At 73.1% G+C, this 16,801-nt stretch carries 16 protein-coding genes; 10 read left to right on the forward strand and 6 right to left on the reverse strand.

All coding sequences use genetic code 11. The features are described from left to right. Nucleotides 1-76: 76 nt before the first annotated feature. The 3 genes from AB0B35_RS27160 (at nucleotide 77) to AB0B35_RS27170 (ending at nucleotide 3,147) form a co-directional block, all read left to right on the forward strand. A complete protein-coding gene (locus AB0B35_RS27160) occupies nucleotides 77-439 on the forward strand; it encodes a MazG-like family protein (protein WP_361050175.1) in 363 nt (120 codons plus the stop codon). Between the two features lie 90 nt (nucleotides 440-529). After that, complete coding sequence (locus tag AB0B35_RS27165) at nucleotides 530-1,987, forward strand: alkaline phosphatase PhoX (RefSeq protein ID WP_360534582.1); 1,458 nt, start codon at nucleotides 530-532, stop codon at nucleotides 1,985-1,987. Between the two features lie 77 nt (nucleotides 1,988-2,064). Continuing rightward, nucleotides 2,065-3,147: a DUF5925 domain-containing protein gene (locus tag AB0B35_RS27170; protein WP_360534584.1), complete on the forward strand. Its 1,083-nt coding sequence runs from the start codon at nucleotides 2,065-2,067 to the stop codon at nucleotides 3,145-3,147. A 183-nt stretch (nucleotides 3,148-3,330) separates the two neighbouring features. Here the strand turns inward: AB0B35_RS27170 and AB0B35_RS27175 are convergent, their stop codons facing one another. After that, the gene (locus AB0B35_RS27175; RefSeq protein ID WP_361050178.1) at nucleotides 3,331-4,068 is read right to left on the reverse strand and encodes an ABC transporter permease; all 738 of its coding nucleotides are present in this window, start codon (nucleotides 4,066-4,068) and stop codon (nucleotides 3,331-3,333) included. Further along, nucleotides 4,061-4,765 carry an ABC transporter ATP-binding protein gene (locus AB0B35_RS27180; protein WP_361050181.1) on the reverse strand — a complete coding sequence of 235 codons (705 nt, stop codon included), beginning with the start codon at nucleotides 4,763-4,765 and terminating at the stop codon, nucleotides 4,061-4,063. Before AB0B35_RS27180 ends, AB0B35_RS27175 begins: the two co-directional genes overlap by 8 nt. Before the next feature lie 48 nt (nucleotides 4,766-4,813). Here AB0B35_RS27180 and AB0B35_RS27185 point away from each other — a divergent pair, with 48 nt between their 5' ends. Both AB0B35_RS27185 and AB0B35_RS27190 read left to right on the forward strand, forming a co-directional pair. Then, nucleotides 4,814-5,452 (forward strand): TetR/AcrR family transcriptional regulator, encoded by a 639-nt coding sequence (locus AB0B35_RS27185; RefSeq protein ID WP_361050184.1) that lies wholly within the window; start codon nucleotides 4,814-4,816, stop codon nucleotides 5,450-5,452. A gap of 285 nt (nucleotides 5,453-5,737) precedes the next feature. Next, a complete protein-coding gene (locus AB0B35_RS27190; protein ID WP_361050187.1) occupies nucleotides 5,738-9,646 on the forward strand; it encodes an AAA domain-containing protein in 3,909 nt (1,302 codons plus the stop codon). On the opposite strand, the gene AB0B35_RS27195 is transcribed toward AB0B35_RS27190, so the two are convergent. Next, a complete protein-coding gene (locus AB0B35_RS27195) occupies nucleotides 9,636-10,058 on the reverse strand; it encodes an NUDIX domain-containing protein (RefSeq protein ID WP_360534771.1) in 423 nt (140 codons plus the stop codon). The two genes, AB0B35_RS27190 and AB0B35_RS27195, sit on opposite strands and share 11 nt — an antisense overlap. A 307-nt stretch (nucleotides 10,059-10,365) precedes the next feature. Between AB0B35_RS27195 and AB0B35_RS27200 the strand changes: the two genes are divergently transcribed. After that, nucleotides 10,366-10,713: an Imm51 family immunity protein gene (locus AB0B35_RS27200; protein WP_360534594.1), complete on the forward strand. Its 348-nt coding sequence runs from the start codon at nucleotides 10,366-10,368 to the stop codon at nucleotides 10,711-10,713. Nucleotides 10,714-10,754: 41 nt separating this feature from the next. Beyond that, the gene (locus tag AB0B35_RS27205) at nucleotides 10,755-11,795 is read left to right on the forward strand and encodes a S66 peptidase family protein (protein WP_361050190.1); all 1,041 of its coding nucleotides are present in this window, start codon (nucleotides 10,755-10,757) and stop codon (nucleotides 11,793-11,795) included. On the opposite strand, the gene AB0B35_RS27210 is transcribed toward AB0B35_RS27205, so the two are convergent. Further along, nucleotides 11,796-12,845: a mechanosensitive ion channel domain-containing protein gene (locus AB0B35_RS27210; protein WP_361050193.1), complete on the reverse strand. Its 1,050-nt coding sequence runs from the start codon at nucleotides 12,843-12,845 to the stop codon at nucleotides 11,796-11,798. Nucleotides 12,846-13,027: 182 nt separating this feature from the next. Beyond that, nucleotides 13,028-13,801, reverse strand: a complete 774-nt coding sequence (locus tag AB0B35_RS27215; RefSeq protein WP_361050196.1) for a hypothetical protein — start codon at nucleotides 13,799-13,801, stop codon at nucleotides 13,028-13,030. A 233-nt stretch (nucleotides 13,802-14,034) separates the two neighbouring features. Here AB0B35_RS27215 and AB0B35_RS27220 point away from each other — a divergent pair, with 233 nt between their 5' ends. From AB0B35_RS27220 to AB0B35_RS27230, 3 genes are all read left to right on the forward strand, one after another. Beyond that, a complete protein-coding gene (locus AB0B35_RS27220) occupies nucleotides 14,035-14,952 on the forward strand; it encodes a PfkB family carbohydrate kinase (protein WP_361050199.1) in 918 nt (305 codons plus the stop codon). A 28-nt stretch (nucleotides 14,953-14,980) separates the two neighbouring features. After that, on the forward strand, nucleotides 14,981-15,169 hold the full coding sequence (locus AB0B35_RS27225; protein ID WP_360534604.1) for a DUF4236 domain-containing protein: 189 nt from the start codon (nucleotides 14,981-14,983) through the stop codon (nucleotides 15,167-15,169). A 124-nt stretch (nucleotides 15,170-15,293) separates the two neighbouring features. Continuing rightward, nucleotides 15,294-15,743, forward strand: coding sequence for a VOC family protein (locus tag AB0B35_RS27230; RefSeq protein ID WP_361050202.1), 450 nt, complete (start codon nucleotides 15,294-15,296; stop codon nucleotides 15,741-15,743). On the opposite strand, the gene AB0B35_RS27235 is transcribed toward AB0B35_RS27230, so the two are convergent. Beyond that, entirely contained in the window at nucleotides 15,744-16,718 is a 975-nt protein-coding gene (locus tag AB0B35_RS27235; RefSeq protein WP_361050205.1) for a GNAT family N-acetyltransferase, read from the reverse strand. Nucleotides 16,719-16,801 lie beyond the last annotated feature (83 nt).

The following is a 16,801-nucleotide window of genomic DNA, read 5'->3' on the forward strand; positions in this document are numbered from 1 at the left end:
GGATGACCTTGCGGCGCACGGCGCACGGCGCGCGTGGCGGCGGGGCGGATGTGGCGGGGCCGGTAGGGTGCGGCGGGTGGACGAGACGACCCGGCGGGTGGTGGACGCGGCGGTGGGGTGGCTGGACGCGCACCACGGCAGTGGCCCGCAGCAGCAGACCATGCGCATCCTCAAGGTGACCGAGGAGGCGGGCGAGGCGGCCAGCGCCTGGATCGGCGTGCAGGGGCAGAACCCGCGCAAGGGCGTCACGCACTCACCGCGCGAGGTCGCCGACGAGCTGGCCGACGTGGCCCTGGCGTCGTTCGTCGCGATCCGCAGTCTCGGCTTCGACCCGGCGGAGGTGTTGTCGGCCAAGGCCGGCAAGGTGCTCGACCGCATGGCCGCCCACCAGCGGCTCACCGCGCAGCGCGGGCCCGTTCCGGACGCCGGGCAGGCGTAAGGACCACGGGCCGCGTCGATGCGTGATCATGCGGGTGGTTCGCTCGTTGCACCTGCGTAGCTCCCTCGACGCACGGAAGTGAGCCCGCAGATGGTGATCAAACGGCGTTCGCTGCTCGGCGGCGCGGCCGTGGCGGGTGGCCTGTTCGCCGCCGGTCCCTTCGGCGGGTTCCTGGCCCGCGAGGCCGCGCCGAAGCCGCCCACCCGGATCAAGCTCGCGCCGGCGGCCGACCTGCGCGACGGCGTACCGCGGCTGTGGGTGCCGGAGGGCTTCGCCTACCGCTCCTTTCACGACACCGAGTGGCCGGTGGTGCTCGACGACGGCAGCCGCCTGCCGGGCAGCCACGACGGCATGGGCGCGTTCCAGGCGCCGGGCGGCAACACGATCCTGGTCCGCAACCACGAGGTCAAGGTCACCGGGCAGGCGTTCGGTCCGGCCAACGTCACCTACGACCCGGCGGCCTGCGGCGGCACCAGCACGGTCGAGGTGACCCGGTACGGCGAGGTGGTGCGTTCGCACACCAGCCTGAGCGGCACGCACACCAACTGCTGCGGCGGGCGCATGCCGTGGGGCACGTGGGTCAGCTGCGAGGAGACCGTCAACGGGCCGGACGTCGCCGGGCTGGGCAACTACCTGCTCAAGGAGCGCCACGGCTTCATCTTCGAGGTGCCCGCGCAGGGCGCGGTGGAGCCGCAGCCGATCACCGCGGCGGGCCGCTTCGCGCACGAGTCGGTGGCGTACGACCCGGACGGCGGCGCGCTCTACCTGACCGAGGACAACTTCGCCTTCGCCAGCTGCTTCTACCGCTACCTGCCGCCGCGCGCGCCGGACCCGCTGCGGGCCGACGGGCGCGGCATCGCCGACGGCGGGCGGCTGCAGGCGCTGGCCGTGAAGGGCCGTCCCCGCCTGGACCTGGCCGCGGCGCAGGAACCCGGCGCGGTCTTCCCGGTCACCTGGGTCGACATCGACGACCCGGCGCCGCGCTTCCCGTACACCGAAGGGGTGCCCGCGCCGACCACCGAGCACCAGGCGCTGCGGCACGTGGGCGACCAGGGCCGCGACGGCGGCGCGGCGCTGTTCTCGCGCCTGGAGGGCTCGACGTACCGGCAAGGCGTCGTGTACTTCACCTCCACGCAGGGCGGTGGTCGGCCGGAGAAGGACGAGGGGCCCTTCGACAGCGGCTACGGCAACGGCCACGGGCAGATCTGGGCGTACCACTGCGCGGAGGAGGTGCTGCGGCTGGTGTACCAGTGCCCGGCCGTGGACGGACTGGACTTCCCGGACAACATCACCACCAGCCCCAACGGCACGCTCATCCTGTGCGAGGACGGCGCGAACAACAACTACGTACGCGGCCTGACCCGGCACGGGGAGGTGCTCGACATCGCGCTCAACCGCCTCACCAACCGCGCCGGGGTGTCGCGTGAGCGCGACGAGTTCGCGGGCTGCGCGTTCAGCCCGGACGGGCACACGCTGTTCGTGAACGTGCTGGCGATCCACGGCATGACCATCGCGATCTGGGGGCCCTGGGCGAAACTCGGGATCTGAGCGCGGCCCCAGCTCAGGGCTGATATCGAGGTGGAAAACCACTAGGTGCGCAGGTCCAATTGCGAGATCATCGACGTATGGGCACTCTGCCGCAGCTGTCGACGAACCTCACCCTCGACGACTCCGACACTCCTCGGGACGTCGTCGACGCGATGATCCTCGCCCCGTTCAGCACGGGCGAGCAGCCGTACGCCCACACCGCCCGCCTGCCCCGCGTACGCAAGGACGCCGCCCTGCTGCCGGAGGAGGGACACGTGCTGCGCGTGGCCACCGACGACGGCCTGCGCAGCCACCTCGCCGCGGGCGACGGCTGGACGCTGCGGGCCGCGCGCTGGCGTGGCGGCGTCGCCGAGGTCACGGTCACCGCGACCACCGAGGAGCTGGCGCTGCGCATCCTCGACGCGGCCACGCGCAACGCGCGCGAGGAGCACGCCGAGCGTGCCGACACGGTGCCGATGGGCTTCTGGCACCACTCGGCCAAGCGCGGCGCGCAGCGCAGCACCCGCCCGATCACCACCCCGGCCTGGGACGCCATCCGGGACAACTACTCCGCCGACGTAGCGGGCTCGCTGGAGCGCCTGATGACGCTCACCCCGGACTCGATCAGCGGCCGCCTGCTGCTGCTGCACGGCGTGCCCGGCACCGGCAAGACCACCGCGCTGCGCGCGCTCGCGCGGGCATGGTCGTCGTGGTGCCAGGTCGACTGCGTGCTCGACCCGGAGAACCTGTTCCACGACTCCAGCTACCTGATGGAGGTCGCCATCGGCGACGACGAGCAGGAGGAGCGCCGCTGGCGGCTGCTGCTGGTCGAGGACTGCGACGAGCTGATCTCCTCGGCCGCGAAGGCCTCCAGCGGCCAGGCGCTGTCGCGCCTGCTCAACCTCACCGACGGCCTGCTCGCCCAGGGGCGTGACGTCCTTGTCGGGCTGACCACGAACGAACCGCTCAACAAGCTGCATCCCGCCGTGGTCCGTCCCGGCCGGTGCCTGGCCCAGATCGAGGTCGGCCCGCTGCCCTTCGCGCAGGCGAGCGCCTGGCTGGGCAGCACGGTGGGCCTCAGCTCGTCGGGCGCGACACTGGCGGAACTGTTCGCCATCCAGCGCGGCGACCGCGACCTCGTCCAGATCACCCCCGAACCCTCCACCGGCTGCTACCTGTGAAAGGAAGGGCACCTTCACATCGCTCCGCGTAGAGGAAGGGCACCTTCTTAACGCCTGGGGCACGCTCAGCAGGGCGTCTTCAGTCTCGGCCAGTGGTGTGCCACGCGGTTGCGCCGGACTAGGCCTCGTGTGGGCCGGCTTCGCGGTGCGTGGAGCCACACCCGCCGCGCGGAGCCCGCAGGGTCACAACAGCCGGCTGCGCCCCCAGCCCCGGTTCATGCGCCATGCGGCGTAACCTCCGGCGGCTGACGCCACCAGCAGCAACACCCCGCAGCCGCGCAGCACGGCCGCAGCGTCACCGGCCGCCGCGCCGCCGAGCGCCTGCAGCGCCCAGTACCCCGGGGACGCGGGCGCGATCGTCTGCGCCCAGCCGGGTAGCAGCGGCAGCGGCACCATCGCGCCGCCGAGCGTGGACAGCAGCAGCGCGCCGAGGTCGTTGACCGCGCCGAGTTCGCTGTGGCCGCGTACCGTCATCGCGGCCGCGGCCCCGAGCAGCAGCAGCGTCACCGCCCAGGCCAGGGCCGCGAGCGCGAGCAGGTCGGGGCGGGCGACCCGCAGGCCGAGCGCGACGACGCCGTACCCGAGCACCACCGCCTGCTGCGCCAGCAGCACCCCGCCGAGCGTGACCGCCTTGCCGGTCAGGATCTGCCACGGCGACGCGGGCGTGGCGCGCAGCCGGTCCAGGGTGTGCCAGGAGCGCTCGGTGAGCAGCGAGCCGCCGACGATGGACAGCCCCAGCAGCGAGAACAGCACCAGCATGCCGGTGACCGCGTGGGTCGTCCCCTGGTCGCCGATGGCGGCACGGTACAGCGGCCGCAGCACGGTGATCATCACCAGCGGCATGCCGATGCGGCTGATCACCGCCCCGGGTTCGGCGGCCAGCAGGGCCAGGTTGAGCCGGACGAGGGCGAGGCTACGCATGGTCGGCCGCCAGGGCGTGGTAGAGGTCGTCGAGGGTCTCGTGTCCGGCCAGCAGCTCGTCTTGGCTGCCCCGTTTGATGACCCGCCCGGCCCGGCACACCGCGAGCGTGGCCCCGAGATCGACCAGTTCGGGCAGGTAGTGAGTGGTGTACAGGACAGCCGCGCCGTCGGCGGCGTGGGCGCGTACGAGCCGCAGCAGCGCGGCGCGGGTGCCCGGGTCGGCGCCGGTGGTGGGCTCGTCGAGCAGCAGCAGGGCGGGCCGGTGCAGCATCGCGGTCGCGGCCTGGGCGCGGCGGCGCTGCCCGCCGGAGAGCAGGCCGACAGGGCGGCGCAGCACATCGGTGAGGCCGAGCGCCTGGGCGGTGTCGTCGATCGCCTGGCGCAGTGCCCCGCCGCGCAGTCCGGCGAGTGCGCCGAACAGGCGCAGGTTGCGTTCGACGGTGACGGACAGGTAGAGCGCGATCTCCTGCGGGGCGAGGCCGACCAGGTGGCGGGCGCGGGTCGGCGGCAGGCCGCCCACGGTGACCGTGCCCGCGTCGGGGCGGGTCAGGCCGGTGACGACTTCGACGAAGGTGCTCTTGCCGGCGCCGTTGTGGCCGATCAGGCCGCAGATCTCGCCGGGCGCGACGGTGAGGTCGAAGCCGTCGAGGGCGGTGACCGGGCCGTATGTCTTGCGCAGTCCCGACGCGTCCAGCATGCCGCGCCTCCTTTGTGATCTACGCTGTATAGATCTACACTGTAGAGCATGGCGGAGTTGGGTGTCGAGGCCAGGCGGCGGGAGATCCTGACCGCCGCGCTGGCGCTGGCCGACGAGCGCGGGCTGGACGCGCTGTCCATGCGCGCGGTCGCGGCCCGGGTCGGGGTCACGCCGATGGCGCTGTACCCGTATGTCGGCAACAAGGACGCGCTGCTCGACGGCCTGGTCGACCTGCTGCTGGCCGAGCTGCTGCCCGCGGCGGCCGCTCCGGGCGCGTGGGACGTGCGGCTGCGCGCCATCGCCCACGCGGGCCGCGCGCTGGCCCACCGTCACCCCGCCGTCTATCCGCTGCTGCTGTCGCGGCCCGCGATCACGCCCGACGCGGTGCGACTGGTCGACGCGCTCTACGGCGCGCTGCTGACCGCGGGCGTGCCACCGGCGCAGGTCCCGCGCCTGGAGCGCCTGGTCTCGACCTATGTGCTCGGCTACGCGGTCGGCGAGATCACCGGCCGCTTCGCGCCGGCCGACCCCCGCCGCCACGCCCGCGCGGAGGCCGCGGGCAGCGCGGCGCCGTCGCATCAAGAGCTTTCGGGGGTACTGGCGCAGCCGCCCGACTGGGACGCCGAGTTCGCCGCAGGCCTCGACGACCTGCTGCACGTGATCCTGAACCACGCTCAGCCCTCGTGAACGCCTCCGGCCAGGCCGAACACGGCAGACGACACGCTGGCACGCGGTGACCCGCCGCGCCACGTGATCCGCCCGACGCACCGGTCCGTCCTTCCTGGTCAGCGTCAGGTCGACGTTGGGAAGGTGCCCTTCCGCAACATATAGCGATGTGAAGGTGCCCTTCCTTTCGGTGGGGAGCTTGGCGGGGGTGCGGGAGTCTGCGATCGTTGGGCCGTGACCGTGTCTGGCAACGCTCCGCAGCCGTCCCATGTCGCGCTCGCCACGAGGCGGTGGGCTGATGCCCTGGTGGATGATTCAGGGCGCAACCAGCTGGCGTATTACCGCGATCTCAAGGCCGGCACGCTGCGGCTGGACGGCGCGCGGCCGGAGGCGGTGACCGTGCTGATGGCGGGCCGCACGGTGACGCTGCGTCAGTTGTTCGCCGATGAGGTCGCGCACGCGGACGCGATGCGGCGGACGCGGACCATCCGGACCCGGATGCGCACGCTGGCCGAGGAGCGGGGCGTCGACGTCGGTTATCTGGCCAGCGGGATCGCGAGCTGGTGGGAGCCGGACCGGACGCCGCGCTCGCCGGTGCTGCTGCACCGGTTGACGGTGCGCACCACCTCGGCCGCGGAGACCGACTTCGCGCTGACGCTCGACCCGGAGCCGACGGTCAACCCGGTGCTGCTGTTCAAGCTGTTCAAGGAGCACCGGCTCGACATCGACCCGGAGACGCTGCTCGACGCGCTGCCGGAGGGGCCGTACGATCCCGCGCCACTGTTCGAGCAGCTGACCAAGGCGGCACAGGACGTGCGCGGCTTCACGGTGAGCCCGGAGCTGCTGGTCGGCACGTTCCTGTACGAGAAGCTGCCGATGGTCGCCGACATCACCGAGCACGGCGAGCTGCTGGAGAGCAGCGAGGTCATCGCCGCGCTGGCGGGCGACCCGCGGGCGCTGAGCGAGCTGTACGCCACCGCGCCGGTCGAACCGGACGCGCCGGACCGGCTGGCCCCGGGCGACGAGTTCCTGGTCCTGGACGCGGACTCGTCGCAGAGCTATGCGGTCAACGCGGCGGTCGCCGGGCACCACCTGGTCGTCAAGGGTCCGCCGGGGACCGGCAAGAGCCAGACCATCGCCAACATGATCATGGCGTTGGCGGCGCGGGGCCGCACCGCGCTGTTCGTCGCGGAGAAGCGCGCCGCCATCGACGCCGTGCTCGACCGGCTCAACCAGGTCGGCCTCGACGACCTCGTGCAGAACCTGCACGGTGACCAGGGCAGCCGCCGCGAGCTGGCCCGCGCGCTGGACTCGCGGCTGCAGCGGGCCCGCCACGAGACCCGGCCGACCACCGAGGACACCGACCGCAGCCTGGTCGACGCGCGCGGCGCGCTGGCCCGCCACCACGCGGCGCTGCACACCCGCCACGACCCGTGGGGCCTGTCCATGTTCGAGCTGCAGTCGCGGCTGCTGGGCATCAGCCCCGCGGACATGACCCCGCAGCGCTGGTCCGGCGAGGACCTGGCCCGCCTGGACGCGCCGGCCGCGGCCCGGCTGCGTGCCGCGCTGACGGAGCTGGCGCAGCTGGGCGCGTTCGACCCCGAACCCGGCCCGGGTCCATGGGTCCGCTCGACCGTGCCCGACCGCGCCACCGCGCAGCTCGCGTACACGCTGGCCGGACAGGCCGCGACGACGCTCGCCCCGGCCCGGCAGCAGATCACCGCGCTGGCCGCTCAGCTGGGCCTGTCCGTGCCCGGCACCCTGAGTTCCGCGCAGAAGATGGCCGCGCTGCTGTCCGACGTGGACGTCACGCTGCGGCGGCTGCGGCCGGAGGCGTACACCGCGGATCTCGCCGCCTGGGGCACCGCCTCGGCGGCCGGTCCCGAGCGCGGCGACATGGGTTTCTGGCAGCGCCGCAAGGTGCTCAAGCAGATCCGGGCGCAGTGGATCGCGCCGGGCCGGCCGAGCACCGCCGAGCTGCACGAGGCCGCCGTCGCCGCGGCCGACGAGCTGGCCCGCTGGCGGGTGGTCAGCCGCGACGGGCAGCCGCCGCGCACCAGCCCGGCGGCCGCTGCGGCGCTGGCCGCGTTCGCCGAGTTCACCGGGGCGCTGGAGCCGCTGCGCGGGTACGTGCCGATCGACAACGACGACCTGGCGCTGCTGCGGCCGGAGCTGGACCGGCTCGCCGGCGACCAGGCCGACCTGCTGCGCACCGCGCGCCGCAACGAGCTGGCCGCGAGCCTGGTGGAGTGGCGCGCCCGGCGGCTGCTGGACGAGCTGGCCGCCCGTGGGGTCGGCGGTGACACGACGCGGGCCGGGGCCGCGTTCGACCACGCGTGGCTCAGCTCGGTGCTGGAGCACGTGCGCTTCACCGACGAGCACCTGTCGGCGTTCCACGGCGCGGCCCTGCACGCGGCGGTGGCCGAGTTCCACACCGCCGACGCCGCGCACATCACCGCCGCCGCGCAGCGGGTGCGGCACCTGGCCGCCCGCAACCTGATGGCGGTGCTCGACGAGTTCCCCGACCAGCAGCAGCTGGTGCGCCGGGAGGCCGCGAAGAAGGCCCGGCACCTGCCGGTGCGGCGGCTGTTCGAGCAGGCCCCGGACGCGCTGACCGCGCTCAAGCCGTGCTGGGCGATGAGCCCGCTGCTGGTCAGCCAGGTGCTGCCGCCGCGGGTGCTGTTCGACGTGGTCATCTTCGACGAGGCCAGCCAGGTCGAACCGGTCGACGGCGTACCGGCGATCATGCGCGGTCGGCAGGTCGTGGTGGCCGGCGACGAGCACCAGCTGCCGCCGACGAACTTCTTCCAGCGCGCCGACGGCGACGCCGACCTCCCGGACGACGGCACCGCGCTCGGCGACGACGTCGAGTCGCTGCTGCAGGCGTTCGCGCACACCCTGCCGCTGCCGCAGGTGCGACACCTGGCTTGGCACTACCGCAGCCGCGACGAGCGGCTCATCGCCTTCTCCGACCGGCACGTGTACAGCCCGAACGGCAACGCGCTGACCACGTTCCCGGGCGCGGACGCCGGGGACTGCATCAGCCACGTGCTGGTCAGCGGCGAGGCCGACCCGGACGCGTCCGCCGAGAGCGGCAGCGCCGAGGTGCGCCGGGTGGTGGAGCTGATCCTCGCGCACGCCGCGCAGCGGCCCGCCGAGTCGCTGGGCGTCATCACCATGGGCATCACGCACGCCGAGCGGGTCGACGCCGCGCTGCGCCGGGCGCTGGCCACCCGGCCGGAGCTGGAGCCGTACTTCGCCGAGCACGGGCACGAGCCGTTCTTCGTCAAGAACATCGAACGGGTGCAGGGCGACGAGCGCGACGCGGTGATCCTGACCGTCGGCTACCCGAAGGGCCTGGACGGGCGGATGCTGTACCGGTTCGGGCCGCTGAACACCAAGGGCGGCCACCGGCGGCTCAACGTGGCGATCACCCGGGCCCGCCGCCGGATGACGGTGGTCAGCTCGTTCACCCACCTGGACATGGACCCGCAGCGGCTGCGGGCCGAGGGCGCGGTGATGCTGCGCGACTTCCTGGCGTACGCCTCCTCCGGCGGCCGCCGCGAGTCGCTGGCCGCGACGACCTCCCCGGCGCTGAACCCGTTCGAGGCCGACGTGCTGGCCAAGCTCACCGCCGCGGGCATCCCGCTGGTGGTCCAGCACGGCATCGGCGGGCAGCGGATCGACTTCGCGGCCACCCATCCCGACGACCCGGAGCGGCTGGTGCTGGCGATCGAGGCCGACGGGGCGTCCTACCACGCCTCGCCGACCGTGCGCGACCGCGACCGGCTTCGCCAGCAGCACCTGGAGCGGCTGGGCTGGCGCTTCCACCGGATCTGGTCCACGGACTGGATGCGCCAGCGCGAGGTGGAGATCGCCAAGGCGCGGGCCGTGTACGACCTGGCGGTGTCGGAGTCGGCCGGGCTGCCGGCGGACACCGTGGCCGAGGGCGTCACCCTGCGGCTGCCGTCGGCGACCGGGCGCAGCGGTCCGAAGCCCGAGCTGCCCGCGGCCGCGCAGATCACCGAGGTGCCGCGGCAGACGCTGGTGGACCTGATCCGCTGGATCGAGAGCGACGGCCTCAACCGCACCGAGGACGAGGTGATCGCCGAGGCCACCGCGCAGCTGGGCTTCGCCCGCCGGGGTCCGCGCATCACCGAGGCGCTGCGCCAGGCACGGACCGAGGCGCGGCGGGAGGCGGGACCTACTTCTTGACGGCGGCGCGCAGCACGTCGCGCACCGCGTCCAGCATCGGGATCTGGTCCAGTTCGGACGCGGAGTGCCAGCTGGGCTCGACCATGATGCCGTCGGGCTGCGGGCGCAGGTCGCCGCCGAGCACGGTCACGCCGTACAGCATGAACACGCCGTGGAAGTCGATGCCGCCGGTCAGCTGCCGGTGGTCGGAGCCGACCTCCAGCAGGGCGTCGACACGCACCTCCAGGCCCGTGGTCTCGGCGAACTCGCGCACGACCGTCTCGGCGGGGTGCTCGCCGTGCTCGATGGTGCCGCCGGGCGGCATCCATTTGCCGAGGTCCCCGTGGGCGCTGCGGCCGATCTGCACGAGCAGCACGGTGTCGCCCTCGCGCGCCAACCCGTACGCCGAGACCCGCTGCCACTGCCTGACCATCGTCACGATGAGAAAGCCTGCCATGTTCTCGCGCGGTCGCACAGATGGTCGAACCGCTGATTCGCCACTCAGAGGGCTTCTTCCTGCTCACACCTGCAGAATTCGGCCCGCGCGCCCGACACGCGGACGGTGACGGGGCAGCCGCGCGGCCCCGGTCGCCGGCCCAGCACCGGCCCGCGAGGCTGCCGCCCGGGTGGACGCGTCGCGAACAGCGGGTTGACCCGGTGAAATTCACCGATTCGGCGGAGGCGAAGTCGGCCTTTCGGTGAAACCGCAGTGACACAGGTCAAGGCCTATAGTCGCGGACATGGCACGTGACCCCGACTTCGACCCCTGCAAGCTGGTCGAGCACGGCTCCGGCGAGTTCAGCCTGATCTTCGACGACTTCGACGACTATGTGGACATCTTCGACGAGCAGGGCTGGCTCGGCAACGGCTACGCCTGGGAGGGCGTGGTGCAGGTGCTGCTGGCCGAACGCGCGCCCGAGGTGCTCGACCAGGTCGAGTTCGACTCCGAGGCCGACCTGTTCTCGGTGCGCGCCGCCGAGATCGAGCCGTTGCAGGAGGTGGCCGCCACCATCCGCGACGCGGTCGTCGACCTCGACGTGCTGGCCGACGCGATCACCCGCGCCGAGGAACAGGGCCTGCTGGACTGAATTCGGGTGCCCCGATCGGGTGGATCGGCTAGTTTCCGCCCATGCCCGACATGGTGTATCCAGCCAAGCCCCGCCCCGGCGACCGCATCGCGGTCCTGTCCCCCAGCGCCGGGGTGCCCGCGGTCTTCCCGGACGTGTACGAGCTGGGCCTGTCCCGGCTGCGTGACGAGTTCGGGCTGGTCCCGGTGGAGTTCCCGACCACCCGCGCGGCGTCGGCCACACCGCGTGAGCGGGCCCGCGACATCACCGCGGCCTTCGCCGACCCGGCGATCCGCGCGATCATCGCCAGCATCGGCGGCGACGACCAGATCACCGTGCTGCGCCACCTCGACGACGAGGTGATCCGGGCCAACCCCAAGCCGTTCTTCGGCTTCTCCGACAACACCAACCTGCTCAACCACCTGTTCCACCTCGGGGTGGTCGCCTTCCACGGCGGCGCGGTGATGACCTCGCTGGCCCGCGGCGGCGGCATGCACCCACTGTCGGCGAGCAGCCTGCGCGCTGCCCTGTTCACGCCCGGCTGGCAGGAGCTGACCGCCTCGGCCGACCACGGCGACGAGCCGAACGACTGGGCGGACGCCTCGCTGCGCGGTGTGCCGCCGCGTATGTGGCCGGTCGACGGCTGGCGCTGGGAGGGGCCGCAGCGCGTCGTCGAGGGGCCGCTGTGGGGCGGCTGCCTGGAGATACTGTCCTGGCTGCTGCAGGCGGGCTTCGTCGGGCCGCCGGAGCGCTTCTACGGGCACGTGCTGGTCGTCGAGACCTCGGAGGAGATGCCCGCCGGCGAGGAGGTCTTCCGGACGCTGCGCAACATGGGCGAGCGCGGTCTGCTGGAGCGCTTCGGCGCGATCCTGGTCGGGCGGCCCATGGCCTGGAACTTCGAGCGGCGGCCCACGCCCGGGCAGAAGGCGGTGTACCGCGACGAGCAGCGCGACGCGGTCCGGCGGGCCGTGGCGGCGTACGCCCCGGACGCGGTGCTCGTGTTCGACCTGGACATCGGCCACACCGACCCGCAGCTGATCCTGCCGGTCGGCGGGGACGTGCGGGTCGACGCGGTCGAGCAGCGGATCAGCGTGCGCTACTGATCACGGCTGATCGGGCGGCGGGACGACGGCGACGCGGGTCTGCGGCAGTCCCTCGGGGTGGTGCTCGCGCACGTACGCGATGAGCTTCTCGCGGATCTCGCAGCGCAGGTCGTAGGCCTTCGCCGCGTCGTCGGCCGAGGCCAGCACGCGCACCACCATGGCGGTCTCGGTGGTGTCGACGACCTGCAGCACCCAGTCCCGGCGGTCCCACAGCGGCGACGCCTCCACGACGCGCTGCGCCTGCTCGCGCAGCGCGTCGACCGGCATGCGGTGGTCCAGGTAGAGGATCGACGCGCCGAGCACCCGGGCGTCGTTGCGGGTCCAGTGCTGGAACGGCGTGGTGGTGAAGTAGGTGGTGGGCAGCACCAGCCGGCGCTCGTCCCACAGCCGGACCACGACGTAGGTCAGCCGCAGCTCCTCGACGCGGCCCCACTCCCCCTCGACCACCACCACGTCGTCGAGGCGCAGCTCGTCGGTGAAGGCCAGCTGCAGGCCGGCGAAGATGTGCGCCAGGGTGGCGTGCGCGGCCAGCGCCGCCACGACACCGGCCAGCCCGGCCGAGGCGAGCAGGGACGCGCCGAGGGCGCGCAGCGGCGCGAAGGTCATCAGGATCGACGCGACGGCCAGCAGGGTGACGGTGACCGCGGTGAGGCGGCGCACCATGCCGATCCGGGTACGCGCCCGCCGGTAGCGCCGGTTGTCGGCGACGTCGACGGGCAGCCGCCGGAACGCGGCGTCCTCCAGCACGAACAGCACCCGCACCGCGAGCCAGGCCGACGTCGCGATCAGAGCGATGACGAGCGTGTGGTGCACGACCTCGCGGGCCGGTCCGGTCAGCCCGGTGAACGGCAGTGCCACCATCAGCGCGACCACCAGCAGCACGGCCCGGAAGGCCCACCGGCAGGCCTGGCTGAGCTGTTCCAGGAACCGGCGGTACCTGCGGCGGGCGACCAGCCGCACCACCAGCCGCGACAGCCAGCCCACGACCACCGCCACGCCGATCGCCGCGATCACGACGACCGCCGCCCGCATCAACTGCTCGGCTTCCATCAGCAGCTGCCGGTGCTGGTCGGCGTCACGGCGTCACCTCTCACGGCGGGGTACGAGATCACGTTCTCACCCCTACCCGCGCCCCCGAACGGGAAACGCCGCCTTCACCGGGCCGGAAGGCCTGGTGAAGGCGGCGAATCGGGCGTGCCGAGGGGATCAGCCCCGGCCCGGACCGCGACGGGTCAGAGGTTGGCCAGCAGCTCGACCGGCGCCTCGACGATCTTGCCGGCGGGCTTCTCGACCGTCACCGGCTCGCCGTAGGCGGAGTACGTCACGACCATGTCGGTGATGCCCGCCTGCGGCACGGCGTCGCCCACGGCCATCGTCATGGTGAGCAGACGGCCCTGGTCGTCCAGGGTGGCGGTGAACGGCACCGCGGTGGCCTTGTCGCCCAGCGCGGCGGCCGCGGCCGCGTTCATGGTCGGCGACTTGGTCATGTCGATGGTGCCCTTGACCTTGTTGGTGCCGTCCCAGCTGACCTGCGCGGCGGTGCGCAGCAGGTTCTCGCTGAACGACGGGTCCTCCAGCGACTTGCGCACGGTGCTGTTCGGGCCGAGCTTGGTGACGTCGACGTGCATCCAGTCCTTGGGCAGGCCCGGGACGCCGGCGTACTTCAGCCAGACCTCGTCACCGATCTGCACGGTGTCCATGGTCAGGTTCTGCCCCATGGCGCCGATCACCATGTTCATGGCGACCTTCTTGTTCGGGCCGTCGACGCTGCCGGTGGCCTTCATCGAGGCGGCGCCACCCATGGTCATGGTGATCTTCGCGGTGGTGGTCTTCAGCTTGCCCGTCGCCGCGGTGAGCGCGTCGGCCGCCGAGGCCTGCGCCTGCGTCGAAGCCGCGGCCGACGGCGTCGCGCCCGGCTCGGCCTTGGGGGCCGGCTGGCAGCCGGCGACGAGCGCCGCGGCCGCGATCAGGCCGACCGCCGCGATACCCAGACGTCGTGTCCTCACGTGCATGTCCCTCCCCTTTCGAATCCCCGGCAGTCGCACCGGGGGCACAGCTCAAGGAGCCTAGAAGGCGTTCGCCAATGTCGCCTGTCGAGCGGGTGACGTCTTGACGTCACTGCCCGCGTCCGTGATCATCGACAGCGACCTGTCGCGACCTCGGCGGACACCGCATGACCTGCCTGCGGACCGTACGGGCTGAAACGTCGACTACCCCTCGACGCGGAAGGCGACACCTCATGCGTGTTCCTCATCACGCCCCCTTCGACGTACTGGTGCTCGGCGGTGCCGGGGTGGACACCATCGTCGAGGTCCCGCAGCTGCCGCTGCCCTATGCGGACAGCTACCTGGTTCCGGCGATCACCACGCGGGCCGGGCAGACCGGGGACTTCCTCGCGCTCGGGCTGGCCGCGCTGGGCCTGCGCACACACCACGTCGACGTGCTGGGCGACGACCCCGAGGGCGCGCTGGTGCGGTCCCTGCACGCCGGGGCGGGCATCGCCCTCACCGAGCTGCCGAGCAGCACCGGCACCAAGCGGGCGGTCAACCTGGTCGGCCCGGACGGGCGGCGGCTGTCGCTGTACGACATCAGCCGCGGCGGCGAGCACGACCGCTTCCCCGAGCCGCTGCTGGCGGAGCTGGCCGCGGGCTGCCGGCACGTGCACGTGTGCATCACCCATCCGGGCTCGTTCGCCCTGGCGCAGCTCGCGGCGCTGGACGTGACGGTCTCCACGGACCTGCACGACTGGGACGGCGAGAACCCGTACCACGAGCAGTTCGCGGCGGCCGCCGATGTGGTGTTCGTCTCGGCCGCCGCGCTGGCCGACCCCGAAGCCGCGCTGCGCCGAGTGCTGGCGCTGGGCCGGGCCCGGATCGCCGTGGCCACCGACGGCGACCGCGGCGGCCACCTGCTGACCCGCGATGACCAGGCGGTACGCCGGTTCGCCGCGGTGCGGCCGCCGCGGCCGGTGGTGGACTCCAACGGTGCGGGCGACGCGTTCGCCGCGGGCTTCCTGTACGGTCTGACACAGGGCCTGCCGCCGGACGTCTGCGCACGTTACGGCGCGATCACCGGGGCTCACGCGTGCACGGTCGGGGCGACCGAAGTGGACCCGCTCGACCGCGCCGGACTTCTGGCACGCGCCGACACGTTTTGAGTGGTGCGTGTGCGGTTACATGGGGTGCATGAGCCTGCTGTTCCGCAAGACCTGGAAACTCGGCCCCCTGCGCCTGAACTTCACGCAGGGCGGCCTGTCCTCCTGGAGTCTCCGCATCGGCCGCTGGTCGTGGAACTCCCGCACCCGGGCACACCGGGTGGACCTGCCCGGCCCCTGGTCCTGGAAGCAGAACAAGGGTGGCGGGGACAGGAGCTGACCTGACCCGTTCCAGGTGCGCGCCGCTCCCGCAGGGCGCGCACCTTGCTGCGTTCAGCGGCCGGGTGCTGTCGGTGCGCGGTGGTTACATGGCGCAGGTACCGACCGGACGAGAGGAGACCGTCATGGCACTGGACTGGAAGGTCGTCATCGACTGCGCCGACCCGCACGCGCAGACGGCGTTCTGGGCGCAGGCCCTGGGATACGAGGTGGAGGACAACTCCGCCCTCGTCGAGCAGCTGGTGGCGCAGGGCGCGATCGGTCCGGACGTCTACCTGGAGACCGCCGGCCGCAAGGCGTTCCGCGACCTGGTCGCGGTGCGCCACCCCGACGACCCGGTGCAGCCGTTCACCGGCGTCGGCCTCGGCCGCCGGCTGCTGTTCCAGCGCGTGCCCGAGCCCAAGCAGGGCAAGAACCGCCTGCACCTGGACCTGCACGCAGGTCCGGAACGCCGCGACGACGAGGTCAAGCGCCTGGAAGGACTCGGCGCGACGATCCTGCGCGAGGTGCAGGAGCCGGGCAGCCACCACGTGGTGCTGGCCGACCCCGAGGGCAACGAGTTCTGCGTGCAGTGATCAGACGGGCAGCGTCCACTGCTCCCGCACGCCGACGCGGCGGAATCCCAGCCGCTCGTTGATCGCCAGCATGCGGCTGTTCGACGGGTCGGTGGTGGTGTGCACGCGGCGCACCACCCCGCCGTCGGCGGCCAGCCGGCGCACCATCTCCGCCTTCACCCACAGCCCGAGCCCGTGCCCCCGGTGCGCGGGCACCACCACGGTGTCGTCCTGGTGGGCCAGTTCCGGGGCCAGCAGCGGGATCTCCAGCACGGTCAGCCCGGCCACCGTGCCGCTGGCCTCGTGCACCGCCGCGACGACCCGCCGCTGCAAACCGGCCGCCCGCGCGCAGCGTTCCCGGGCCCGCACCAGTTCGGGCGTGTTCGGCGCGGACCGGTAGCCGAGCCCGCCGTCGGGCGAGTCGGCCATCGCGTCCACGGCCGCGGCATACGAGGCGAGCAGTTCCTCGGGGGCCTCGTCGGACCAGGACACCAGCCGGTAGCCGGAGGCGGGGCGGTCGCCGAGCGAGGCCGGGTCGAGCACGCCCAGGTCGGCCTCGGACTCCCACAGCTCCTGCGCCTTGCGCGCGCCGACCGCCGCCGCCCAGGCCGGACCCGGGCCGCCCTGCGCCGCGCTCAGCACCAGCGTGTCCCGGCCCTGCTCGGACGCGGCCACGCGCATCGCGGCCAGCAGCGCGGACCCGTGACCCGACCGGCGGTGCCGCGGATGCACGGTCACCTCGGCGAAACCCCAGCCCAGGTTCTCCCGATCGGACAGGAACAGTTCGGCCAGCCCCACCACCTCGCCGCCGGCGCAGCCCAGCCAGTGCAGCACCCGACCGTCCGGGCGGGGTGCCAGCAGGGCCGCCGCCCGCGCCGCCGGGGGCAGGGAACGGTGCCCCGGATCGTCATGGGCGCCTGCGGCGGCAGCCACCTCGTGCCAGCACGCCAGTTGCTCGCGCAGCCCCAGCCGGGGATCGAACGGCGTCACACGCATACCGGTGTTGTAGCGTGCCGGGCCCGGCTCGCGCCAGCGGCTTTGCGCACGGCGCAGGGCGGCCCGGCGGCCCGCCCCCGTTG

The organism is Catellatospora sp. NPDC049133 (assembly GCF_040648455.1).
Lineage (GTDB): Bacteria > Actinomycetota > Actinomycetes > Mycobacteriales > Micromonosporaceae > Catellatospora > Catellatospora aurea.